Annotated in this window: 19 protein-coding genes and 1 riboswitch; of the genes, 9 read left to right on the top strand and 10 right to left on the bottom strand. The window is 38.5% G+C overall.

Annotation, left to right across the window (positions count from 1 at the left end):
* Positions 1–32 precede the first annotated feature (32 nt).
* On the top strand, positions 33–1,058 hold the full coding sequence (locus AC27G3_RS16780; protein WP_487123563.1) for an XdhC family protein: 1,026 nt from the start codon (positions 33–35) through the stop codon (positions 1,056–1,058).
* Positions 1,055–1,693 (top strand): nucleotidyltransferase family protein, encoded by a 639-nt coding sequence (locus AC27G3_RS16785; RefSeq protein ID WP_487123565.1) that lies wholly within the window; start codon positions 1,055–1,057, stop codon positions 1,691–1,693. The genes AC27G3_RS16780 and AC27G3_RS16785 overlap by 4 nt, the downstream gene beginning before the upstream one ends.
* Positions 1,694–1,720: 27 nt before the next feature.
* On the opposite strand, the gene AC27G3_RS16790 is transcribed toward AC27G3_RS16785, so the two are convergent.
* From AC27G3_RS16790 to AC27G3_RS16805, 4 genes are all read right to left on the bottom strand, one after another.
* Positions 1,721–2,809 (bottom strand): hypothetical protein, encoded by a 1,089-nt coding sequence (locus AC27G3_RS16790; protein WP_487123567.1) that lies wholly within the window; start codon positions 2,807–2,809, stop codon positions 1,721–1,723.
* Between the two features lie 522 nt (positions 2,810–3,331).
* Positions 3,332–3,958: a lysoplasmalogenase gene (locus AC27G3_RS16795; RefSeq protein ID WP_487123569.1), complete on the bottom strand. Its 627-nt coding sequence runs from the start codon at positions 3,956–3,958 to the stop codon at positions 3,332–3,334.
* A gap of 6 nt (positions 3,959–3,964) precedes the next feature.
* Positions 3,965–4,540 carry a HutD/Ves family protein gene (locus AC27G3_RS16800; protein WP_487123571.1) on the bottom strand — a complete coding sequence of 192 codons (576 nt, stop codon included), beginning with the start codon at positions 4,538–4,540 and terminating at the stop codon, positions 3,965–3,967.
* A 40-nt stretch (positions 4,541–4,580) separates the two neighbouring features.
* The gene (locus tag AC27G3_RS16805; protein ID WP_487123573.1) at positions 4,581–6,254 is read right to left on the bottom strand and encodes a M1 family metallopeptidase; all 1,674 of its coding nucleotides are present in this window, start codon (positions 6,252–6,254) and stop codon (positions 4,581–4,583) included.
* A gap of 192 nt (positions 6,255–6,446) precedes the next feature.
* Positions 6,447–6,546, top strand: a riboswitch (TPP riboswitch).
* Positions 6,547–6,734: 188 nt separating this feature from the next.
* Between AC27G3_RS16805 and thiC the strand changes: the two genes are divergently transcribed.
* The 6 genes from thiC to AC27G3_RS16835 all read left to right on the top strand — a co-directional run bounded on the left by thiC (position 6,735) and on the right by AC27G3_RS16835 (position 13,559).
* Positions 6,735–8,699, top strand: coding sequence for a phosphomethylpyrimidine synthase ThiC (gene thiC / locus AC27G3_RS16810; RefSeq protein WP_487123575.1), 1,965 nt, complete (start codon positions 6,735–6,737; stop codon positions 8,697–8,699).
* Between the two features lie 3 nt (positions 8,700–8,702).
* Positions 8,703–9,857, top strand: a complete 1,155-nt coding sequence (gene thiO / locus AC27G3_RS16815; RefSeq protein ID WP_487123577.1) for a glycine oxidase ThiO — start codon at positions 8,703–8,705, stop codon at positions 9,855–9,857.
* 9 nt (positions 9,858–9,866) lie between these two features.
* The gene (thiS, locus tag AC27G3_RS16820; RefSeq protein WP_487123579.1) at positions 9,867–10,097 is read left to right on the top strand and encodes a sulfur carrier protein ThiS; all 231 of its coding nucleotides are present in this window, start codon (positions 9,867–9,869) and stop codon (positions 10,095–10,097) included.
* Positions 10,098–10,099: 2 nt separating this feature from the next.
* Positions 10,100–10,894 (top strand): thiazole synthase, encoded by a 795-nt coding sequence (locus AC27G3_RS16825; protein WP_487123580.1) that lies wholly within the window; start codon positions 10,100–10,102, stop codon positions 10,892–10,894.
* Between the two features lie 19 nt (positions 10,895–10,913).
* Positions 10,914–12,416 carry a thiamine phosphate synthase gene (gene thiE, locus AC27G3_RS16830; RefSeq protein WP_487123581.1) on the top strand — a complete coding sequence of 501 codons (1,503 nt, stop codon included), beginning with the start codon at positions 10,914–10,916 and terminating at the stop codon, positions 12,414–12,416.
* Between the two features lie 96 nt (positions 12,417–12,512).
* On the top strand, positions 12,513–13,559 hold the full coding sequence (locus tag AC27G3_RS16835) for an energy transducer TonB (protein ID WP_487123583.1): 1,047 nt from the start codon (positions 12,513–12,515) through the stop codon (positions 13,557–13,559).
* Positions 13,560–13,666: 107 nt separating this feature from the next.
* Here the strand turns inward: AC27G3_RS16835 and AC27G3_RS16840 are convergent, their stop codons facing one another.
* The 5 genes from AC27G3_RS16840 to AC27G3_RS16860 all read right to left on the bottom strand — a co-directional run bounded on the left by AC27G3_RS16840 (position 13,667) and on the right by AC27G3_RS16860 (position 19,865).
* Positions 13,667–14,179 (bottom strand): PEP-CTERM sorting domain-containing protein, encoded by a 513-nt coding sequence (locus AC27G3_RS16840; protein ID WP_487123585.1) that lies wholly within the window; start codon positions 14,177–14,179, stop codon positions 13,667–13,669.
* Positions 14,180–14,427: 248 nt separating this feature from the next.
* Complete coding sequence (locus AC27G3_RS16845) at positions 14,428–17,478, bottom strand: PqiB family protein (RefSeq protein ID WP_487123587.1); 3,051 nt, start codon at positions 17,476–17,478, stop codon at positions 14,428–14,430.
* A 1-nt stretch (position 17,479) separates the two neighbouring features.
* Positions 17,480–18,136, bottom strand: a complete 657-nt coding sequence (locus tag AC27G3_RS16850; protein ID WP_487123589.1) for a paraquat-inducible protein A — start codon at positions 18,134–18,136, stop codon at positions 17,480–17,482.
* Entirely contained in the window at positions 18,123–18,758 is a 636-nt protein-coding gene (locus AC27G3_RS16855; protein WP_487123591.1) for a paraquat-inducible protein A, read from the bottom strand. Before AC27G3_RS16855 ends, AC27G3_RS16850 begins: the two co-directional genes overlap by 14 nt.
* 147 nt (positions 18,759–18,905) lie before the next feature.
* Positions 18,906–19,865 carry a c-type cytochrome gene (locus AC27G3_RS16860; RefSeq protein ID WP_487123593.1) on the bottom strand — a complete coding sequence of 320 codons (960 nt, stop codon included), beginning with the start codon at positions 19,863–19,865 and terminating at the stop codon, positions 18,906–18,908.
* A gap of 254 nt (positions 19,866–20,119) precedes the next feature.
* Here AC27G3_RS16860 and yihA point away from each other — a divergent pair, with 254 nt between their 5' ends.
* Positions 20,120–20,755, top strand: a complete 636-nt coding sequence (gene yihA, locus AC27G3_RS16865) for a ribosome biogenesis GTP-binding protein YihA/YsxC (RefSeq protein ID WP_487123594.1) — start codon at positions 20,120–20,122, stop codon at positions 20,753–20,755.
* Between the two features lie 757 nt (positions 20,756–21,512).
* On the opposite strand, the gene AC27G3_RS16870 is transcribed toward yihA, so the two are convergent.
* The gene (locus tag AC27G3_RS16870) at positions 21,513–21,683 is read right to left on the bottom strand and encodes a hypothetical protein (protein ID WP_487123596.1); all 171 of its coding nucleotides are present in this window, start codon (positions 21,681–21,683) and stop codon (positions 21,513–21,515) included.
* Positions 21,684–21,808 lie beyond the last annotated feature (125 nt).

The raw sequence follows: 21,808 nt of genomic DNA on the forward strand, positions 1-21,808 counted from the left end.
CATGAAAGTAGTAGAAAAGATGCGTTATTTTAATGAGTAATCACTTATCGGATTTATTAGCGCAATGGCATCCCAATCGAGATAAATTCGATTGGGTTTTAGCCACTATTTATGATGCCAAAGGTCCTTGCTATCGTAAACCTGGCGCCATGATGCTATTTAGTAGTCGAGGCGACCAACTCGGCATGTTAAGTGGTGGTTGTTTAGAATCTGATATTGCAACCAATGCCCGAAAAGTTATGCATACCAAGCAATCTTTATTGGTATGTTATGACGGTTCAGACGAAGACGACATGTCCTTTCATTTAGGCATTGGTTGTGGCGGTACGCTATACATAATGCTTCAGCCAATTAATGAGCCTAATAACTACCTTGCTTTACTCGATGTTCATCATGCTCTCATAACTCGGGTTTCTGGTTGTTATACCCAAAGTGTGGTTGGCGAGCATTTAGAAGAGCAAGCTTACTTTGAAGCGGAAAATATTAACGATATTGCTGCACCAGCACGCTTAACTTTCGCTCAAAATAACGAGACTAATGATGAAGCAAGGTACTTGGTTACTTCCATAGTACCTAAGCCGCATTTGTTAGTAGTAGGCGGTGGTATTGATGCGCAGCCATTAGTTAATATGGCACATCAGCTTGGTTGGCAAGTATCTTTGTGGGATCCTCGTCCAGCCAATGCTCGTAAAGAATATTTTGCTAACGCTGATCATATTATCAAAGGAAAAGTCGAGACTCTTACCCGCTTTGTTGCCGAGCGCAAGGTAAATGCAGCAATACTGATGAGCCATAACATTGAACTAGATGCTGATGCATTAAAGGTGTTATCAAGGACACCATTGCAATATTTGGCCTTATTAGGTCCTGCGCATAGAAAGCAGCAAGTTATTCGACAAGCCCAAGTAGCAGAGCAAGCAATGCCTTTTGTGTTTGCTGGCCCGTCTGGGTTAGATATTGGCGGCACTTTACCTGAAAGTATCGCCTTGTCTATTTTAGCAGAATGCCATGCGAGCTTGTTTAGTAAAAAAGCGCACTCGATTAGCCAAATATTATGACGCCTGCCAATACACACTTAAAGATCATCGTACTTGCTGCGGGGAAAAGTGAGCGCTTTAAAGGTATAAAGTTATTAGCCAACTTGGAAAATGGCGACAGTACCATCACATTAATTGAGCATGTGCTAACTCAGCTTTCAGCAGCTTTAAATCAGTTAGCTATTGATAAAAAAAATCTTTTTGTCGCAACAGGACGTTATCATCAACAACTGCTAAACGTGATTGGTGGACAATTCTCGTTAAGTTTTTGTCAGCAAGCCCATTTAGGTTTAGGTCATACAATTGCCCAGTCAGTTGAACAGACTATTTTGACTGATAAATTGACTAGCCATATTATGATTGTATTAGCGGATCAAGTGGCGTTAACCGTTAATGATTATAAGGATTTGATTACTGAATCTCTTAAACAGCCCAATAAGTTAGTATGTGCAACGGCGGACAATGAGTTAATGCCGCCGGCGATATTTCCTCGTGACTATTTTTCTGCGTTAATGAAATTAACGGGGGATAAAGGGGCGAAATCAATTTTGTATACTAATCGCGAACAGTGCAGAGAAGTTGTTTTGCCAAATGCCGCAGCAGATATTGACACCCAACAAGATCTGGTAAATTGGCATCAACAACTAGATAACTAAACAGAGCCCAGGTTAACTAGCACTTAATTAAAACAAATACGTTTTATCTTGTACGAGTTTATCTAGGAAGTCTTTCATCGGTTTATCAGCGCCAATAAACGATTCTACACTTGATAAAGTTGCTTGATTGGTGGGGAATTTAGAGGTGTTTTCTAACGCTATTTTCGTAATTATATAACGTCGATATTTAGAGTTTTCAGTGTACAGGCTAAACTCTCCTTCACGCATTAATACTTTTTCTTCAACCTGAGCCCAGTCGCTATACCAATCAACCGCATGTTTTTTACCTGCAGATGCAATAGACAAATAAATATTGTGCATTAACTCTTGGTAAGGAAGATAGCTTAAAAAAGTCTCATTAAATTTAGGTTGTAAACCATTTAAGGCAATATCAGGCTTAACGTAAGCCAACAATTTAATCGCCTCTTGCGTTAAAGTTTTATTGTGTAAAAGGAGTTCTTTGGCGCTTGCATTAATTGCTTGGCTCACTAAAAAATTTCGATATTCTGCAATATCTCGAGCATGTTGTTTAACAAAATCAAACCAGTTTAAGATCTCTTGAGGATAATCAGTGTCTTGCTTGGCCAGATGTGCCGCTCTTGATAATTCTAACGAGCTTAAAGTTAACTGTGTGAGTAATTGATTAAAATCTACCACATTCCATTCAGCGACTGGTTGCTGATTGTATTTAGCCATTTGATTAAAAATATCTTTTGGAAGCAATTGATAAGATTTTTCAATTAATGTGCGTATTTTAATTAAGTTGACAAAATGTTTACCCGAGGAAACTAATACTTCTTTCGCTTCTTTACTGGTGAAAGTGCGATACGAGTTATGTGCGAATAAGTAGCTTTGATACCAGTTTTTATTTAGTTGAAATGATTGGGCTATTTCTAATTCTGAAGCCGCTTTTTGAGCTAAAGTTAATTCTGATTGATAGATTTGAGGCTCTAGGGCAGCTAGAGTTTCTAGTGCTTTAACTTGAGAGAGAATTTCTTTACTTTGTTTGGCTTTTTTATATTGCGCTTTTTCTTGAGCGTGTTTTTCTGCAATACAGGCAGATAACGCACTAACTAAAAGGATAAGCAAAACGGTCTTTAAAAAATTAAATTGCATTTCATGGGCCAAAAATGAATTAAAAAAGTATTTTCTGTTAAAAGTAAAATAAACTTCAGTGTAATAGTTTTAAACAAACTACGAATAATTTCGCATCGCAATATACACTAGCCCGTATTATAAAAGCAATAAAGTTAACATTTTATTAATAAGTGCTAATAACCGCTAATGTAATAAAACTGAATGATAAAGCGATAACCCTGATCTTGATCAAATACCTGACTAAAATAATCAAGTATTATGCTTTTGTATTATTTGACCTTTATATAATAGGTTACTTTTTAAAACTAAGGAGAAAGTTATGGGTTGCTGTGGCGGATGTGGTGGCGAAGGTCACGAAACTAAACAAGAGAATCAACAAGCAGATCAACAAGCAGATCAACAAGAAACAACCAAAGAAGAGGAGTAATGGTATAAATTACCTGCCGAACTTATTATTAATGCTAATGAAAAGCAGCTTTTATTAAACTGCTTTTTTTATGCGCAGCATTCGTAATGAATACGAGAAAAAATATTGAAGTTCTACTGTTGGCTCTTTAAGTAGCCTTTTAGCAAAGCATATTGAGCAAAGTAATAGCTCATCATTATCATGATTGAAGCATAAGGTATGGTTTGGTAAAACTTATCAATGCCAATTAACGAGTCAGAAAATACAAAACTGAGGCCTCCGACAATTAACCAATTATTCGATTTTGTTGATAATAAGGTGACGATAGCCATGAGTAATAAAATGCTCATATAAGCGAATACAGGAATAAATAATTCAGCAAGCCCGCCAGATATCAGGCTAAACATTGCAATGCCATAAATAATATATAAGCCTACAAATTTTAAGTGTTTCTTTTCAACAGGATATAATGCCACTAAATAACAAACATGAGCGATAAAAAAAGATCCTAAGCCAAAAATAAACCAGTTAACTCGGTCGTAATCGAGAAAAAAGTCACCGAACGCTGAAAAAACTAATCCGGCAATAAATACCTTCGCGGATCTACCGTTAAGTGAAGTAACGGCAATTACAATGAGAAAAACCATCGGAACGAGTTTAGCCAACCAACTAAGTGGATATGGCTTTATCAATATCGATAAAATAAAGCTAATAGCAAAGATAAAGAATAGAATTGTTTGGTTTTTAGTGATTAATTTCATCAGTAATTAGTTAGTTCGAGTTAATTGAATGACGATGAGTGTCTCACCGTTAAGCATAATTTCATTCGTATTTGTATTTGCTACCGATAATAAATGTTGGGCAGGTAATACGGTTTCATTATTGCCAATTGTTATGAGTGAGTTTGTTGATAATGTGTAGACGAAGTACTGAGTTTTTGCCTTGAGTTTAATGGTTTGTTGGCCACTATAGCGCATGATATCGGCTTGGTAAGTACCAGACTTTGTCATAATATTAAAATCTTCAATCGCGCCATCACTTAACTTACCATAGGTTTTACTACCGCCATCGAAAATTGCCATATCAAGTTGTTGGGTAAGTTCATCAACCTTTTCATCATCATGGGTTAAGCGAATACCCTGTCCGCTGATTAACACTAAGTGGCGATCATAACCTGAAAAATCAGAAAAAATGCCATCCTCAGTGACGCTGGCAATGCTGAGTCGCCAATCAAAATCAGACAAGGTTCCGCCTTCATTTATCGCTAATTCTGTAGTTTTTCCTAGGCCATTTTTCCAAGCAATTGTGTTAAATTGATCAGGGCTAATAATTTTAATGCTCATAAAATACAGACTCTTATATTTAACTTATACTGGTGAGCGGTTATTCACCGAGAATATTCATTGCACCGACATAAAAGTCAGCATCTACCACTACACTGACATTTTTTTGGCTAATTGAAACATCAGACCACTTTGTGCTTGGTGTTAGCCATTGTGTTTCACCATTTATTTGTACTTTTATCGGCATGGTAAAATCACTAATAACGTTACCCCAACGCACTTTCATTACCTTGTCTAAAACAAAATACTCTAAAACAGGAATACGAATGTCTCTGAGATATTGATCAAACACTTTAGCTAAGTCTTTACCAGACTCGCGAGTTATGTATAGTTCAACTTGCTGGCTTGTGACTGTTTGGTGGTAAAACTCTTTATTTAACCCTCTAATAATTTGTCGCCATTTGTCATCATTATCAATAATTTGCCTGATGGTATGTAGCATGTTGCTACCCTTATTGTACATATCAGACGAACCCTCACGATTCGCCCCATAAGTACCAATTAACGGCGTATCATTTTGAATACCTAGGCGAGTACCACGGACATATTGCGCACCGGCATCTTTACCATAAAAATACTCTACAAATAACGCTTCTGAGTAACTGGTAAACCCTTCGTGTATCCACATATCGGCGACGTCTTCATTGGTAATGTTATTGGCAAACCACTCATGCCCAGATTCATGAACAATAATAAAATCAAATGTTAAGCCCCAACCTGTTGAGCTTCGATCACGTCCTAAATAACCGTTCTTATATTGATTACCGTAAGTGACTGAACTTTGATGCTCCATACCTAAATAAGGAGCTTCTACTAACTTAAAACTGTCTTCATAAAAGGGGTAAGGGCCAAACCAATGTTCTAACGCTTCGAGTGTACGAGTGGCATCTTTAAACTGCTTTTTAGCTTTCGTTAAATTGTCGCGTAACACGTAATAATCCATATCTAGCTCGCCCTTTTCACCTTGATATTTTTCGCCAAAGTGAACATAGTCGCCAATATTGATATTAACGCCATAATTATTGATAGGGTTAACGACTTGCCAATGAAAGGTTTTTGTTTGTCGGTCAGTGTTAGCCTCTACCTTTACTAATCGACCATTAGATACGTTGGTTAAATGTTGTGGCACTTCTACACTGAGTAATACACCATTGTCTGGTTCATCAAAGGCTTGGTCTTTATTTGGCCACCAAATACTTGCACCAATACCTTGGCAGGCAGAGGCTATGAAATCTAAGCCATTCTCATCTTTTTTCCACGCGATGCCGCCGTCCCAAGGTGGGTTAACGGCTTCTTTTGGCTGCCCCGAAAAAAAGAGGGTAACTTGATATTCTTTACCGATAACTTGTGGTTGTTCAAGTTGTATAAAATAACTGTAACCGTCTTGTACAACGGTTAATTTTTCCCCTTTTTGTTCAACTTTCTCTAAAACCATAGGAGGTTGCAGTTCAATTTGCAGTGCGTCTTGCTTTGATAACACCTGATAAGTCATCACATTGGTGCCGCGAATACTTTTATTACTAGGATCTACATTGATTGATAAGTGATAGTGCTTTAAATCCCACCAAGCGCGTTGCTTGGTATTAGAACCGCGTAAAATGTCTTGATGGCTAACTTGTTCGCTTTGTTTAAATAGATCGGCAGAAAAACTGGTAAAACATAGTGTGATTAAGACCAAGATTATTAAAGAGGCTGTTAGGCGGTTGGTTAGCATATTTGTTGTCATCGTAAAATGGTTAGAGTTAAGGAGGTAACATACTGCTTGATAATATCAGTCCTGCGAGTAATCACCAACATTCGTCATACTGAGTTAATCATTTAGCTAAATATTATCGATTAAATGCTTGCTCCCACTGAAAACATCGCGGTAGAATCCCTGCATCTTAAGAGTGTATAGCTCTTAAGAGACAACTTGTCGGAGTGCCAAAAGGCTGAGATCGCAATACGCGGGATCCGTAGAACCTGATCTGATTAACATCAGCGTAGGGAACAAGCGAGAATAATGCTTTCGCATACTTGCTTTTTTGCTGTTTATTACATATTCATTTTAGTGAATGTGTTAGTTGAATAAAATCATTCAACTAATTAAACGCGAGAAATCATTTCAAATTCTCCTCGTTAATTCTGCCTTAGAGCTCCGCCTCGTTTTTACTTTATAGCAATTTAATTAAAGCTTAAAACAGGTGAGAGAATAATGACTACCCCAAAAAATAGTACTGAAAATAAAAAACCGAGTAGACGTGAAAAGCGCGAGCAAGCTGCCGCATTTTTGAAAAATGTTTCTGATCAATCTTTTCCTAATTCTTCAAAAGTCTATGTGCCAGGTAAAATTCACGATATTCAAGTGGCAATGCGTGAAATTACGTTAACAGACACCCTAGTCGGAGGCTCAAAAGAGCAACCTATATATGAAAAAAATCCTCCCTTGTGTGTGTACGATACCTCAGGATTTTATACTGATGACAACGTAGATATTGATGTTCACAAAGGTATTCCTCGTTTAAGAGAAAGCTGGATTACTGCGCGCGATGATGTTGAAGAATTAGCAGGCTTAAGCTCTAAATTTAGTCAGCAACGACTTGCCGATGAAGGGTTTGACCATATTCGTTTTGAACATCTACCAAAAGTGCGTAAAGCAAAAGCAGGTAAAAATGTCACGCAGATGCACTATGCACGCCAAGGTATTATTACCCCTGAAATGGAATATATTGCTATTCGTGAGAATATGAAACGCGAAGAAGTAAAAGATGAAATTTTAACTCAGCAACATGCTGGGCAAAGTTTCGGTGCTAGTATACCAGAGCAAATTACCCCTGAATTTGTTCGTGAAGAGGTCGCCCGTGGACGCGCGATTATACCTGTTAATATTAACCACCCAGAAGTCGAGCCGATGATCATTGGTCGCAACTTTTTAATTAAAGTTAACGCCAATATTGGTAACTCAGCGGTCACTTCATCTATTGAAGAAGAAGTGGAGAAACTTGTATGGTCCACTAAATGGGGCGCCGATACGGTGATGGATTTATCAACAGGACGAAATATTCATGAAACCCGCGAATGGATCATCCGTAATTCTCCTGTACCTATTGGCACGGTGCCAATTTACCAAGCCTTAGAAAAAGTGAACGGCGTTGCTGAAGATTTAACTTGGGAGATTTTTCGCGATACTTTAATCGAGCAAGCAGAACAAGGTGTCGATTATTTTACTATTCATGCGGGTGTTTTATTACGTTATGTACCTATGACAGCTAAACGTGTTACAGGCATTGTTTCGCGCGGTGGCTCTATAATGGCGAAATGGTGTTTGTCGCATCATAAAGAAAATTTTCTGTATACCCACTTTGAAGACATATGCGAAATTTTAAAAGCTTACGATGTTTCTTTTTCATTAGGCGATGGCTTACGTCCAGGCTCTGTGGCCGATGCGAATGATGAAGCACAATTTGCTGAACTACATACCCTTGGCGAGTTAACAAAAATTGCATGGCAGCATGATGTGCAAGTTATTATTGAAGGTCCAGGTCATGTACCTTTGCATATGATAAAAGCAAACATGGAAGAGCAACTTGAGCATTGTGGTGAAGCGCCGTTTTACACACTAGGCCCACTTACTACTGATATTGCCCCAGGTTATGATCATATTACCTCTGGCATCGGCGCTGCTAATATTGGTTGGTACGGTTGTGCGATGTTGTGTTATGTAACGCCGAAGGAACATTTAGGTTTACCCAACAAAGAAGATGTTAAAGAAGGCATGATTACCTATAAAATCGCCGCGCATGCAGGGGATTTAGCTAAAGGTCATCCGGGGGCTCAAATTCGTGATAATGCCATGAGTAAAGCTCGTTTTGAGTTTCGTTGGTACGATCAATTTAATATTGGTTTAGATCCTGAAAGAGCGCGTGAATTTCACGACGAGTCTTTGCCGCAAGAGTCAGGAAAAATTGCTCATTTTTGTTCAATGTGTGGCCCTAAGTTTTGTTCAATGAAAATATCTCAAGATGTACGAGACTATGCCGCCAAGCTTGATGAAAACAGCATTGAAATTCAGCTACTTGATGAAACCATTACCTTAACTAGCGAAGCTGAGCAAGGTATGGCACAAAAGTCGGCAGAGTTTAAAGCCACGGGCAGTGAAATTTATCATGTTGCCAAATAACTGATGACTTCTATCGCCATTGTTGGCGCTGGTTTAATGGGCCGTTTGCTCGCCTTAACCTTGCATCGAGAAAGTGCAAGGTTGGGCGTTCAAATTACTTTGATTGATAAAGACGATAAGTTAGGTCATCAAAGTGCTGCTTACGCTGCGGCTGGTCTGTTAACGCCGTTAGGTGAAGCAATGCACAGTGAGGCGAATGTCGTTGAAATGGGCTTTGAATCACTTAAACTTTGGCCATCGTTGTTAGACTCACTCGATGAGTACACCTTTTTTCAGCAAGAAGGTGCCATTATGGTGAGTCATGAACAGGACAAAGGCGATTTTTTGCGTGTTCAACGATACCTCAATACTTATTATCCTCAACATCCAGTACAAGCGCTAAACCGCCAACAATTACAGCAATTAGAGCCTGAAATTGGGCGTAGTTTTCATCAAGGTTTGTTTCTTCCTCAAGAGGGGCAAATTGGTAATCGAAAACTGCTGATGGCTTTACGTTTTCAATTGGATAAAGAGAAAGTTAATTGGCAAACCCATTGTGATGTTCAACGCATTGAACACTTACCCTGTGGTAGTCGTTTAACCATTGAAACAGAAGGAAAAAGTCGTCAGTGTGAGTTTGATCTAGTGATAGATTGTCGAGGTATTGGCGCGAAAAAAGCATTAGCGGACCCTAGTCGATTAAATAGTTTAAGGGCGGTGCGTGGTGAATTAATGCAACTGTTTGCCCCCAACGTTAACATAACTCGGCCAATCAGGTTAATGCATCCTCGCTACCAACTGTATATTGCCCCCAAAGGTAAAGGATTTTACGTGGTTGGCGCCACTGAAATTGAAAGTGAAGATAACGCACCAATGACTGTTCGTTCTGCGATGGAGTTATTGTCCGCAGCGTATAGTGTTCACGCAGGATTTGCTGAAGCTAATATTCGCCAGCATGTTTGCCAGTTGCGTCCTGCTTTTAATGATAACCAACCTAAAATAATCCTTAAAAACAGCCTGATTCAAGTCAATGGGTTGTATCGACATGGCTTTTTAATCGCGCCTGTACTGTTAGAACAGGTAAAACAACTCGTGGAACAAATCACTTTAAAACACGATAAACCTCTTCATCAATTGAGCTATTCGCACCTGTTAACGGTGAGTGAACATGATAATTAAAGGCAACAAATGAATAATAAACCAATGAAGATATTAATTAATGGTCAGCATTATGAGTTGTGTGAAATCACCGAGAAAAATATTCACCAGGCGCTCAAGCTGTATTTAAATAAAAACCAGCACCAAGAAACCTTTGCTGTTGCGCTAAATGGAGATTTTGTTGATAAAGAAAGTTATCGGCATACTAAATTGACAACGAATGACAGTATCGATGTGCTGTTTCCAATTCAAGGGGGCTGATCATGTCGTTAACACTTTACGGGCAAACTTTAGATAGCCGTTTACTCATAGGCAGTGCGTTATATCCTTCACCACAAATAATGCAGCAAGCGATACTAGAAAGTGGTTCTCAAGTGATTACTCTATCACTTAAAAGACAGAACCCACAGCAAAGATCAGGACAACAAATTTGGCAGTATATTCAAGAAACTGTTAAGCAAACGAAAGGCTTTTTACTGCCCAATACCGCAGGTTGTAAAACCGCCCAAGAAGCGGTGACATTAGCTAAAATGAGCCGAGAAATATTTCAAACTGATTGGATAAAACTTGAAGTGATTGGCGATGATTATAACCTGCAACCTGATCCCATTGAGTTATTGAGCGCAACTGAACAATTGTTGGCTGATGGTTTTAAGGTATTACCTTATTGCACCGACGATCTGGTTATTTGTCAGCGATTACACGACTTAGGTTGTGAAGTGATTATGCCGTGGGCATCTCCCATAGGTACGGGTAAAGGTTTAATGAACCCTTATAATTTGGAAACTATTCGTTTGCGCTTACCTCATACGACTTTAATTGTGGATGCAGGTATTGGTAAACCTTCTGATGCCTGTTTGGCGATGGAAATGGGCTACGACGGTATATTACTAAACAGCGCGGTAGCCCTTGCCGATAATCCAGTGTTAATGGCTAAAGCGTTTGCTAACGCCATTAGCGCAGGAGAGCAAGCTTATGTCGCAGGCATAATGCAACAGCGTCAAACGGCACACCCAAGTACTCCTACACTTGATACGCCTTTTTGGCACCAGTCTTAACGAGAGATGTAGAGTTAAAATGACAAAGAAAATTATCTGGACGATCTCAGGCAGCGACTGCTCTGGCGGTGCCGGAATTGCCGCAGATATAAAAACAGCGCATGGCTTAGGGCTTGAAATTTGTACCTTAATTACCGCGAATACCGTACAGAATTCGCAACAATTAGTGGCGGTAAACCCAGTAGATGTCGTGATATTACAACAACAATTTGAATGTTTGTTGAAGGATAAACCGCCATCGGTCATCAAAATTGGGTTACTGGTAAATACAGAGCAAGTTGCTTGGCTTTGCCGAGCGATAAAATTACTTCGACAAGGACGACCCGAACTTAAGGTTATTTATGATCCTGTAGGGCGCGCCAGTGTTGGAGGTGTTTTATCAAGCTTAAGCAGACAAGATCTATTACCCCTATTGTCGTTAATCGATGTTATTACGCCAAACATAATGGAAGCACAATGGTTAGCGAATTCTAGCGAAACCGAAGCACTTAGTTTGGCACAGGAAATTTTAGCTTTAGGCGTTAAAGGCGTCATCATCAAAGGAGGTCATAGCCAATCAAATCAATGTTCGGATCTGTGCATCGTCCTTGAAGGTAGCAATGTTGAACAATATCTTCTCACTTGTGCACGTATTGAAACGCATGCCAGTCATGGTGGAGGTTGTAGTTTTGCTTCAGCATTAGCATGTTTTTTTGCATTAGATTATTTGCTAAGAGATGCTTTTACCTTAGCTAAAGCTTATATCAATCAAGGGTTAAATAAGTCGGCTAAGCAAACATCATTAGCAAACCATTATGGCGCGTTCGAGCAACTTGGCTGGCCAACCAATAAAATAGACTTCCCTGTTATTGGTTACTCGAATGAACACCTTAAGGCGCTTGAAAGCCAAGACACATTTAAAACGCTAGGTATTAAACGTGGTGCTAGAGAGAAATTAGGGCTTTATCCTGTTGTTGACTCTTTAGCTTGGTTAAAGCGCTTATTACCCTTAGGGCTTGAGATTATTCAATTAAGAGTGAAAAACCTATCAGAAGCGCAACTTGAACTAATTATTCAACAGGCAGTTTTGCTGAGCAAGCCCTACAAGACTCGATTATTTATTAATGATTACTGGCAACTTGCGATTAAATATAAAGCGTATGGTGTTCATATTGGTCAAGAGGACTTAATTGATGCTGATTTAAGTGCGATTAAGCAAGCAGGGCTACGACTAGGAATAAGCACCCACGGTTGTTATGAATTCTTACTGGCACAACAATTAGCCCCTTCATATTTAGCGATAGGGGCGATTTTTCCGACCAAAACAAAAAATATGACCGGGCAAATTCAAGGACTGGATAACTTAACGCAAATATTAACGCTGGCTACTGATATTCCGGTGGTCGCTATTGGCGGGATTAATCATGAAAGAGCACCGCAAGTGTGGCAAACCGGTGTTGATAGCGTTGCTGTGGTTACGGCAATTACTGAAGCAGAGAAGCCAGAAAAATCAGTGGCCGATTTTCAACAGCTCCTCATTTAATATTTAGTGGGAAATTGGTATATGATATACTTTTAGAAGTTATTTTTTCGATATTACTTATTTCAGAAAAAAGTATTCATATAAAAGGAATTTAAGATGAACAGCTTGTTCAAAACCTCAGCTGCCGCGGCTTTAATCGCGGTAATTTACCCCTCCAATGCTAATGAAGTCTCAACACACTTAACAACCATTATTGAACCTACGCCAATTAAACGAGTGAACCCCAAGTACCCGATGGATGCTGCTAAAAATAATCGGGAAGGTTGGGCAAAGCTAAGTTTTGTTATAGGTACTGATGGGCTCGTTTCAAACGTGTTAGTTACTGAAACTTCAGGCAGTAAGGATTTTGCAGCTGCAGCTAGCAGAGCAGTTTCACAATGGGAGTTTACCCCTGCTTTTGCTGATGGCAAAGCTATTGAGCAATGTGTAAATACTGTACAGATGAACTTCAAAATGGATTCAGGAGGGGCTCAAGGAGCTACGCGTAAGTTTAGAAGAAAATATGAAAAGGCATTAGCCGCATTACAAGCGAAAGACTACGAACAAACTAAGCAAGTGCTTGATGAGATGTCAAAAATCAAAAAAATGCATCTTTCTGAAAGTAACTATATGCACCTACTCGCGGCTGATTATGCCCAACAAATAAATGATAAACCGCTACAACTCTTTCACTTACGCCGAGTTTGGTTAGATACGACAAATGAAGAAAATGCAGAGCGTGAACTTTCCACGTTAAATTCTATTTTAATGTTAGAAATTAGCCTAAACCAATTACAAAATGCTTATGGTACTTATAAAAGAATCATAAAACGTGAAGCAGCAGCGCCTTATTTAGAAAATTACAAAAAACTTATCGGCAAAATCGATGCTTTTATTGGCAGCGATAAAAATATAGTCGTTCAAGGCAATATTAAAGAAGATGACTTTTGGTACGCTGCGTTAGTGCGTAAAGAGTTCTCAATTATTGATGTTAAAGGCGCGTTAAATAAACTCGACATTAGATGTGCGAATAAACGTCATGTTTATAGTCTTGAAGAAAATAACACATGGAAATTACCCGACAGCTGGGGAAAATGCAGTATTTATGTTTACGGTGAAGATAATGCAACCTTTAATTTAGTCGAGCATCCACAAAAAAGCTAAGTCTTTAAAATAAGCTAATTACAGTAAAGCAATAGATAAAAAAAGGGCATTAAGTGATTCACTTAATGCCCTTTTAAATTAACTGTTTGCTATTTATCTAGGATTTATTATTTACTTTTACGTAAGCCTAAACCAACTAACGCTAAACCAAAAATAGCAAGGGTTGTAGGCTCTGGAATTTCGTTTAGTTGATTACGAACTAAAAAAGTTTCCCCAGATCTGTTAGCAGCACGAGATAAGCTAGCTGAAATTCCAACAGGCGCTCCCCAAACATAACCACTTACTGTGTTAGTAGGATCACAATGGTTATGACCAGAGCCAAAGAAAGGTGATGCACATACATTAGCGTTATAGTTATTTAAGTCAAATGCGCCAATTAGGTCATTCAGATCAACAAAGCTTGCAGACCATTCGGTGGCAGAAGCAAATCTAAAGCCATCGATCAAGTTAACATCATTTCCACAACCGTTTTGACCAGCACATGGAGAAGCGTAAACCCACTCTAATCCGCTGTCATCTTGATAGTATGTATAACTACCTGGTTGATAAATTAATCCAGCATTGGCTAAACCACTTACTGCTAAAAGAGCACCAAATAACGCTAATTTTAAAGACTTCATTGTATATTCCTATTTTAACTTTCTCTCTATCTATATAGTATTGTTAAGAGAGAAATACGACGGTTAAATATAATTAAGCAATTGACGGGCCAATAAGTCATCCTATTGTTTTTATTGTTTTATTTTGTTTTATTTTGTTTTATTTTGTGTTTTTTTGAAATGCGAGCCAACTAATTGTAAAAATAACTGACATACTTCAATGCGCAATTATGCAGAAATAATTGGTGGTATAATCAAAAAACATAATGCTATTGATTAATTTGAATCTTAGGCTGCCAATCTAACCAGTCTTCGTCTACTTCGTCATATAAAACAAAGCTGTTGCCTTGTTGAGTGTTACTGGACTGTTCTTGGTTTATTTCTGGGGTGGCAAAAGCAATGCCACCAGCGAGTAAAGTTTCTATTGATTGAGATTTAATATCAACGCCGGCTAAAATTCCTGCTTCAACTCTAAAGCCACTGGTATTCCAAAACTTACTCCCTTGAGTAACTAAAGGTGCATAAGTTTCAGCAATATTAATAAAAACATTCACTTTATCAGCGGTATTTGACAAGCCCACGCCAATGACCTCGCCCACCTTTACTTGGCGATAAAGTATTGGGTTACCTACTCTCACTGACCCCAAATTATCAGCGATTAAAGTTAAATTTAAACCAAAAGGAAGTTGTTCAAGCGCAGGTGCAATGTTTTGTGCAATAAATTTTGTGACGACTACATCACTATCACCCTTGCCGCGACTACTAGCAATAAAACCACCCTCGATAACTGAGGCAATATTTTTCGAGCCAACCAAACCTAATTCAGTTTGAGCAAACCAAAACTTACTGCCTGGAACTGCGAGTTGTTTTCCCTTTTTATTGAGTAAAATAAGTGCATTAACACTGCCGTTCTCGTTATAAACAAGTTTATTAACCACCCCAACGTTTTGCTCTTGATAAGATACTTTCATTGCTTCTTTAAGCCCTCTTGCATCAGCAAAAGTAACCGTTATTGCAAGGCCTGCGTCAATCGCTGCTTGTTGGTGTTTAAATAAGGTAAAGCTGTCTTTTTCTTGTGCTGCTAACAAGGTATTTTCATCGTCAGGCGTATAAAAACTGATGCCTCCTCGAAGCACAGCATCGACAGATTCTGTTTTAATAACAAATTTATCCAAACCGCCATTAATGGTTAGGCCGCCAGCGTTAAAAAATCGTGTTTGAGCCGAGATAAGATGTTGGTATTGCTCCTCAATGGTAATATGTATTGTTATATTGTCTTGTTCAACATTTAAGGTGATGTTGTCAACTTGTCCAACGGTAATACCCCGGTAGCTTATAGGGCTGCCAACAGAGGCGGCAGTTGCATGTTCAGCAGTCAGTTGTAGTTGTAATCCTTTAGCACTAGCCAACTTTTCAGGAGGTTTACTTGCTAAGGTAAACAGGGTTTGTTGTTGATTATTATGCTTGCTAGCACCACTTGCATCAAAAGTTATATACGCACCACCTAATAATGCTTCAGTGTCGGCTAAGCCAGAAAGGCTTATTTGTGCCTCGACTAACCAAAACTGGGTAGTTGGCGTTAAAATATATTGATACTGAGGCAATAAACCCACACTTAAAGTGCTGTTACGACCATCGTCAACGATTTGGTGGATAGAGCCAACTTCTTCTCCTCGAAACATTAAACGTGTGTCTTGAGAAATTCTTTGGCCTGAAGGGACTTTTAACGTTAACATTACCCGCTGTTTTGCTCGGTCTTTGTTGCTAAATAAATGAAACTTATCCCCGTTTTTTGCAACTTTTTTATCTTCGGAATAACCATGATCAAACGCAATACCGCCAGATAGCACAGAAGCTAAAGATTGTGCTTTTATTTTAACTCCCTGCATATTGGCAGAAATATCAACACCGCTAACATTCCAAAAGCGACTGTCCAATGCGACATAGTTTTCAAAGGCCTCATCAATATGAATATGAACAAGGTGTTGCTCAGGTCCTGTGGTTTCAAGTGCTTGAATTGTGCCTACCGTTTGTTGCTTATGATAAATGTTGCTGCCAGCTTGTAGTGAACTAATATCAGTTGTTTGTAATATTAAATGAAGGCCTGGCTCAGTATATTTATAGGCAGGTTTCACGTTATACACATTAAAGTGATTTTTTGGCTCACCAACTAACGATGGGCGAATACTTAAATGAGTACCTTTTAATAAACTCTGTGCATTTGATACGCCGGATAAATCGACGCTAGGAGAAACCACATAAAATTGAGACTCATCAGTAAGGTAAGGCACAATTCTAGGGTTGATTTTTGCTTTAGCGATAATTTGACGTGTTTCCGGATCTATCGTGGTAAAAGAGTCAATCACACCTACGGTAACACCTTGATATAAAATGGCAGCGCCTCGATCAACACCTGAATCCCAGCCGAGTGTTAATGAAATTTCATGCCCCATTTCAGCGGCTTGATAATCTTCATATAATTTATAAATATCGCCGCTTTCTGCTAACTCTTTGGGTGTTTGATAAGGCTGCGTACCAACGGCAATGCCTCCCGCTATAATAGATGCAAGCGAGTCGGTGTTCACCTTAATGCCAGATGAAAGTGACGCAAGTATTTGTACGCCACTAACATTCCAAAACTGTGAATTCTTTTTAATTAGATAAGCATATTTTTCTTCGATAAAAATGCTGATATCAATCTTTTTAGTTTCTTCAACATAATGATAACCAGAAACGTAACCAATAGTGAGTTGCTTGAAGGTTATAGGGGAGTTTTTATTTATAGAGCCTAACACGTTTGTTTGTAAGGTTAGATGTAAACCCGGCGTAGTCACATCTAAAGGGGGCTCTGACTCTAAAGCGACAAACTCACTAGTGTAACGACCTTCATCATTAATATCAGGCTGAATATTGATATAATCGCCCGATAATAGAGTATCTAACCCAGAGACACCTTGCAGAGAAATATCGGCGGTGACCAACCAAAACTTTGTTGCAGTCGTTAAATACGGGGCTAACTTTGACGACATTTCTACTTCAACAATGACATGATCTAATTTTGCTGAAGGGACAACACTTTTTACCATACCGGCGACGAGCCCTTTATAACGGACTTCAGTTTTATTAGGAACAATACCTTGGCCGTTTTCAAATTTTATGGTGATAAACTCACCTTGTTCACTGATCGCTTTAACGGCTAACCAAGCACCAAAAATAAGCGCTATAAGCGGAACCAACCAAACAATAGATAGTCCTTGTTGCTCGACGACATTTGCCTCTTTGTCATCATTGAGTTCATCTTTTGAGTCATTAGCAGTCATGCTAAACTTTATCCTTCTGTGCTTTGAGAATTTCACTGCTGTCACTTTCTTGCACTATATCATCTTCATCCCAAAGTAGTCGGGGATCAAAACTTGTGGCAGCTATCATGGTAAAAATAACGGTTAGGGTGAAGTAATTAATTGCAGGTCCAGCTTCAACAGTACTAACAAAGCCTAACTCCACTACAGCAACTAATAATGCGACGACAAATACATCTAACATTGACCACGGACCTAAAAATTCTAGGACATGATACAACTTAGCATGCTTTTTAGGTTTTAATCGTGGCCCAGTATGCACTTTAAACACTAAAAAGAATAATCCAGCAATTTTAATTAATGGAACAATAATACTGGCGGTGAAAATAATAACAGCGATAGGGTACAAACCATGATCGATAAAAGAGCCAATGCCTGACAAAATCGTTGAAGCCTCAGGTACTCCTAAAGAGTATATGATCATAATAGGATAAAGGTTAGCAGGAATAAAAGAAATTAACGCGGCAATATTCCAAGCCAATGTGTATTGTAAGCTGTTGTTCTTTCTTTGATAAAAAAAATTGCTACAACGGCTACATTGTTGCTGAGTAGACAGCATTTCATTAACTTTATGGCATTGCGGACAAACACCTAAGCCTAATTCTTTAGCTGTTTTCATCAAGACACTCTTGCTCAAGCTTCTGCCAAACATAATGTTGATCTAAGGTGACAGAAACCATGGTTGAACATATTAATAATAAAACAAAAGACAATAAACCGTAGTCGATGGAAAGCTCCGTGTCGTCTAGAAGTTTATACATTGAAACCACAATTCCTAATAAAAAAACATTCAACATCGACCAACTGTCTAGCTGATGATAAGCACGGAAAAAATGCAGTAAAAAAGGCTTAATTTTATTAAATTTAAAACAATAAGTAATATATAAAGCGCCAATTAACCTAACAGTGGGAACAGCGATGGCGAACATAAAAACTAATAAAGCAATCATGTAGAAGCCTTTGCTAATAAGCTGGGTAATGCAATCTAGTAGCGATGCATGATGAAATTGTCCCGCTAAAGTTACACCTATCATAGGTAAAATTATGGCTGGTGTAAGAAGAAGAAGCCCAGCGATAGCTAAGGCGAAAGTGCGTTCAATTGAATTGACTTTTCGCTCGAATAAAGTCGCACCACAGCGGCTACACTCGGCTTTTTGGCCTTGATTTAACTTAGGCTGCTCGAATAAAGCATCGCACTGTAGGCAAGCGATCAATTCACTCTTAAGCGCTTGTTCTGCCAAGTTTACTCCTTTGTATTCAAAGCCAAACCTTAATATTACGCAAAAAAATTAAATTTTACCAAGAAAAAAGCAGCGATAAACGCTGCTTTTTAAAGAGTGATCATGACTGCTTAATTAAGCAACTAATCGTTTAAATATTTGCTCAATTTAAAGTGAAGACATAAATTGCGCTAATGCTTCAATGTCAGCATCAGTTAACTTAACAGCTATGTTACGCATAATGCTGTTATTGTCATTAGTACGATCACCAGTACGGAATTTTTGCAATTGTGACGTTAAGTATTCAACATTTTGCTTAGCAACAACAGGGAATTTAGCTTGGCTAACCCCTTTACCGTTAGCTGTATGACAAGCAACACAAGCACTTATGCCACGCTCGCTATCACCACCAAAGTAAAGTTTTTTACCTAAATCGTTAGCTTTTCCGTTACCTGCAGTTGATTTTTGAGAAGCAAAGAATGCGCCTAAATCAGCCATATCTTGTTCAGACAAGCCTGCAACCATGCCTGCCATAACTGGATCAATACGACCCGATTCACTTGAAGCGCCGGCTTTAAAATCTGCTAATTGCTTAGCAATGTAAGCAGCGCCTTGGCCTGCAAGTTTAGGATACATTGCAACGAGCGAATTACCATCTGCGCCATGACAAGCGGTACATGTTCCAGACTTGGCTTGACCGTCGGTTGGGTTGCCGCCGTTATGAAATACGATGTTCTTATTAATTTCTACAGTAACAGCAGCCGCAGGTGCGTTTGGTGCACTCGCATCGGCAGTCGCAGCTTCGGCTTTTTCGCCACCCCATGGGAAGCTTGAAAAGTAAGCTGCAAGATCATTCATATCTTCATCAGATAATCCCGCCGCCATTGGCGCCATAGTAGGATCAGTACGCGAACCATCTTTAAAAGCTTTTAATTGTTTAACGATATAAGCATCTTTTTGTCCGGCTAAATTAGGGTACATAGGAATTGCACTTGTACCTGTTGAACCATGACAAGCAGCACAAACTGCTGATTTTGCTTTACCTGCAGCAGCATCGCCTTGCGCTGTTGCTGTTTGAATGGAACTTAAGCTTAATCCGAATAATACAGATAAGATAATTTTTTTCATGGAGTTGCTCTCTACTTGCCGTTAATTAGCTCAATTTTTATTATAGAGCTCAAATTAATAATATTATGAAAAAGTGACAGCATTTTACACGATTATTATCAATGTGTAACAACGCAGCGTAAAAAAATCCTTGAAAAAGCAATAGAATTAACTTTTTCACCTAATAAAACACGTTATAATACTTTGCAATAGTTTTCATCTTCATTGTGAACACTGTTTTAAATATTAAGTATAGACGTCCATTGGAGAACACTTTGTCATCATCAGCTATTCATTTAAGTAAAGCCACTTTCACTATTAGCGCGCCAGATATTCGACATTTAGGTGAAGATAGCGGTATTGAGGTTGCATTTGCAGGACGTTCAAATGCAGGTAAATCTAGTGCACTTAATACCTTAACCAACCAACGTGGCTTGGCAAGAATTAGTAAAACTCCTGGTCGTACCCAGCTGATTAATGTTTTTGAAGTGGGAGAAAATCAACGACTAGTTGATTTACCTGGTTATGGTTTTGCTAAAGTCCCACTAGCAATGAAGCAGAAATGGCAAAAAGCACTAGGGGAATATTTAGAAAAACGCGAAAGCTTAAAAGGTTTAGTTATTTTAATGGATATTCGCCACCCCTTAAAAGATTTAGACATGGATTTAGTTCATTGGGCAGTAGATAGCGATTTACCTGTGCTAGTGCTACTGACAAAATCTGATAAATTATCACAAGGTAAACGTAGTGCAGAAGTTTTAAAAGTGAAGAAAGTGCTTAAGCCACTTGAAGGGAACATAAAAGTACAAGCATTCTCATCATTAAAGCGTGCAGGCGTAGAGCAAGCCGACAGTATTATTTGTGGTTGGTTAGCTGGCGCTGAGCAAGCAGAAATAACAAGCGAAGTATAAACATAGCAACAAGGCAGTCGATGTAAGATCGATTGTCTTGAAAACAAACACGACTAAGCTAGGCTTATTTCCCCCTCCCCAAGTAGTATCTGTTTATTTAGTTACAGATAACGATCTTCCAACTCCTAACAGCTCCCCCCAAATATCTAGCCATTATTTTGCCGTTAAATTTATTATGGACACACCTTGACGGTATAGCTGAAGATTTCGGTCAGTGGATTTTAGGCATAAAAAAGCCGATGACATAAATCATCGGCGTATTAGCTTATGGGGGAAAGCTAGAATAAATTATTACAACAAGCGTTCTTTAAGGGAACGATAGCAGTATAGAGTATCTGCTCTATGTTGTAAAGAGTTTTTACTCTAATTTTTATATAGGGGCTAAATTCTCATCTGTAACTACGAATTATTTTTGATGGCTCACTTTTACCATATTCGAGACACTAGCATTTAAGCTGTTATGTTGTTTTGGCTTAGATTTTTATCGATAACTTCCAAATAATGAGAAAAATACAAAAAAAATTTGGGTTTTAGTTTCAGTGAAATTTTTTCCAGAAGCGTGAAACTCTACTGAGCCTATACACCACAAGAGAAAAAAATTAGGAGGAATAAATATTCAACGTTATCAATTCACAAAAAATAGCAGAATAAGAAATCATACTCGCTCAATTCTGCTAAAGTGACTTTTTAATGAATTGGTTATTGAATCTTCGTTTTCCTGCATAAATCAATTAAAGTAAATAATTAACAATGAACTTCATGTTTTATTACCTCTTTTTTTTGTGCAATATGGGTAAGGTGAACAAGCAAAACTTTTTGTAGCTTTTTCACTGCTTTTCAACGTTGTTGTTTTTTGTTTGTTATCACCAATAGTTGCGGCGAAGGCAGTTGTTACTGATAGTAGCGCGATTAATAGTATAGGTTTCATTTTTACTAATTCCTGAGTGTGATGTTGATTTATCTAACAACACGATTTTAATCTACTCAGACGAAGAAGCTTTATCAAAAAGTTATGAAAACCATATTAAATCTTTATCTTTTTATCACTCTCTC

Source organism: Colwellia sp. SU-HH01217, from assembly GCF_057543495.1.

Bases quoted from the DNA above. Each gene is read 5' to 3' on its own strand.
- AC27G3_RS16780 (WP_487123563.1), top strand. From the start codon at position 33: ATGAGTAATCACTTATCGGATTTATTAGCGCAATGGCATCCCAATCGA.
- AC27G3_RS16840 (WP_487123585.1), bottom strand. From the start codon at position 14,179: ATGAAGTCTTTAAAATTAGCGTTATTTGGTGCTCTTTTAGCAGTAAGT.
- AC27G3_RS16805 (WP_487123573.1), bottom strand. From the start codon at position 6,254: ATGCTAACCAACCGCCTAACAGCCTCTTTAATAATCTTGGTCTTAATC.
- AC27G3_RS16850 (WP_487123589.1), bottom strand. From the start codon at position 18,136: ATGAAAACAGCTAAAGAATTAGGCTTAGGTGTTTGTCCGCAATGCCAT.
- AC27G3_RS16825 (WP_487123580.1), top strand. From the start codon at position 10,100: ATGTCGTTAACACTTTACGGGCAAACTTTAGATAGCCGTTTACTCATA.
- AC27G3_RS16790 (WP_487123567.1), bottom strand. From the start codon at position 2,809: ATGCAATTTAATTTTTTAAAGACCGTTTTGCTTATCCTTTTAGTTAGT.
- thiO (WP_487123577.1), top strand. From the start codon at position 8,703: ATGACTTCTATCGCCATTGTTGGCGCTGGTTTAATGGGCCGTTTGCTC.
- AC27G3_RS16785 (WP_487123565.1), top strand. From the start codon at position 1,055: ATGACGCCTGCCAATACACACTTAAAGATCATCGTACTTGCTGCGGGG.
- thiC (WP_487123575.1), top strand. From the start codon at position 6,735: ATGACTACCCCAAAAAATAGTACTGAAAATAAAAAACCGAGTAGACGT.
- AC27G3_RS16845 (WP_487123587.1), bottom strand. From the start codon at position 17,478: ATGACTGCTAATGACTCAAAAGATGAACTCAATGATGACAAAGAGGCA.
- thiE (WP_487123581.1), top strand. From the start codon at position 10,914: ATGACAAAGAAAATTATCTGGACGATCTCAGGCAGCGACTGCTCTGGC.
- AC27G3_RS16870 (WP_487123596.1), bottom strand. From the start codon at position 21,683: ATGAAACCTATACTATTAATCGCGCTACTATCAGTAACAACTGCCTTC.
- AC27G3_RS16795 (WP_487123569.1), bottom strand. From the start codon at position 3,958: ATGAAATTAATCACTAAAAACCAAACAATTCTATTCTTTATCTTTGCT.
- AC27G3_RS16860 (WP_487123593.1), bottom strand. From the start codon at position 19,865: ATGAAAAAAATTATCTTATCTGTATTATTCGGATTAAGCTTAAGTTCC.
- AC27G3_RS16835 (WP_487123583.1), top strand. From the start codon at position 12,513: ATGAACAGCTTGTTCAAAACCTCAGCTGCCGCGGCTTTAATCGCGGTA.
- thiS (WP_487123579.1), top strand. From the start codon at position 9,867: ATGAATAATAAACCAATGAAGATATTAATTAATGGTCAGCATTATGAG.
- AC27G3_RS16800 (WP_487123571.1), bottom strand. From the start codon at position 4,540: ATGAGCATTAAAATTATTAGCCCTGATCAATTTAACACAATTGCTTGG.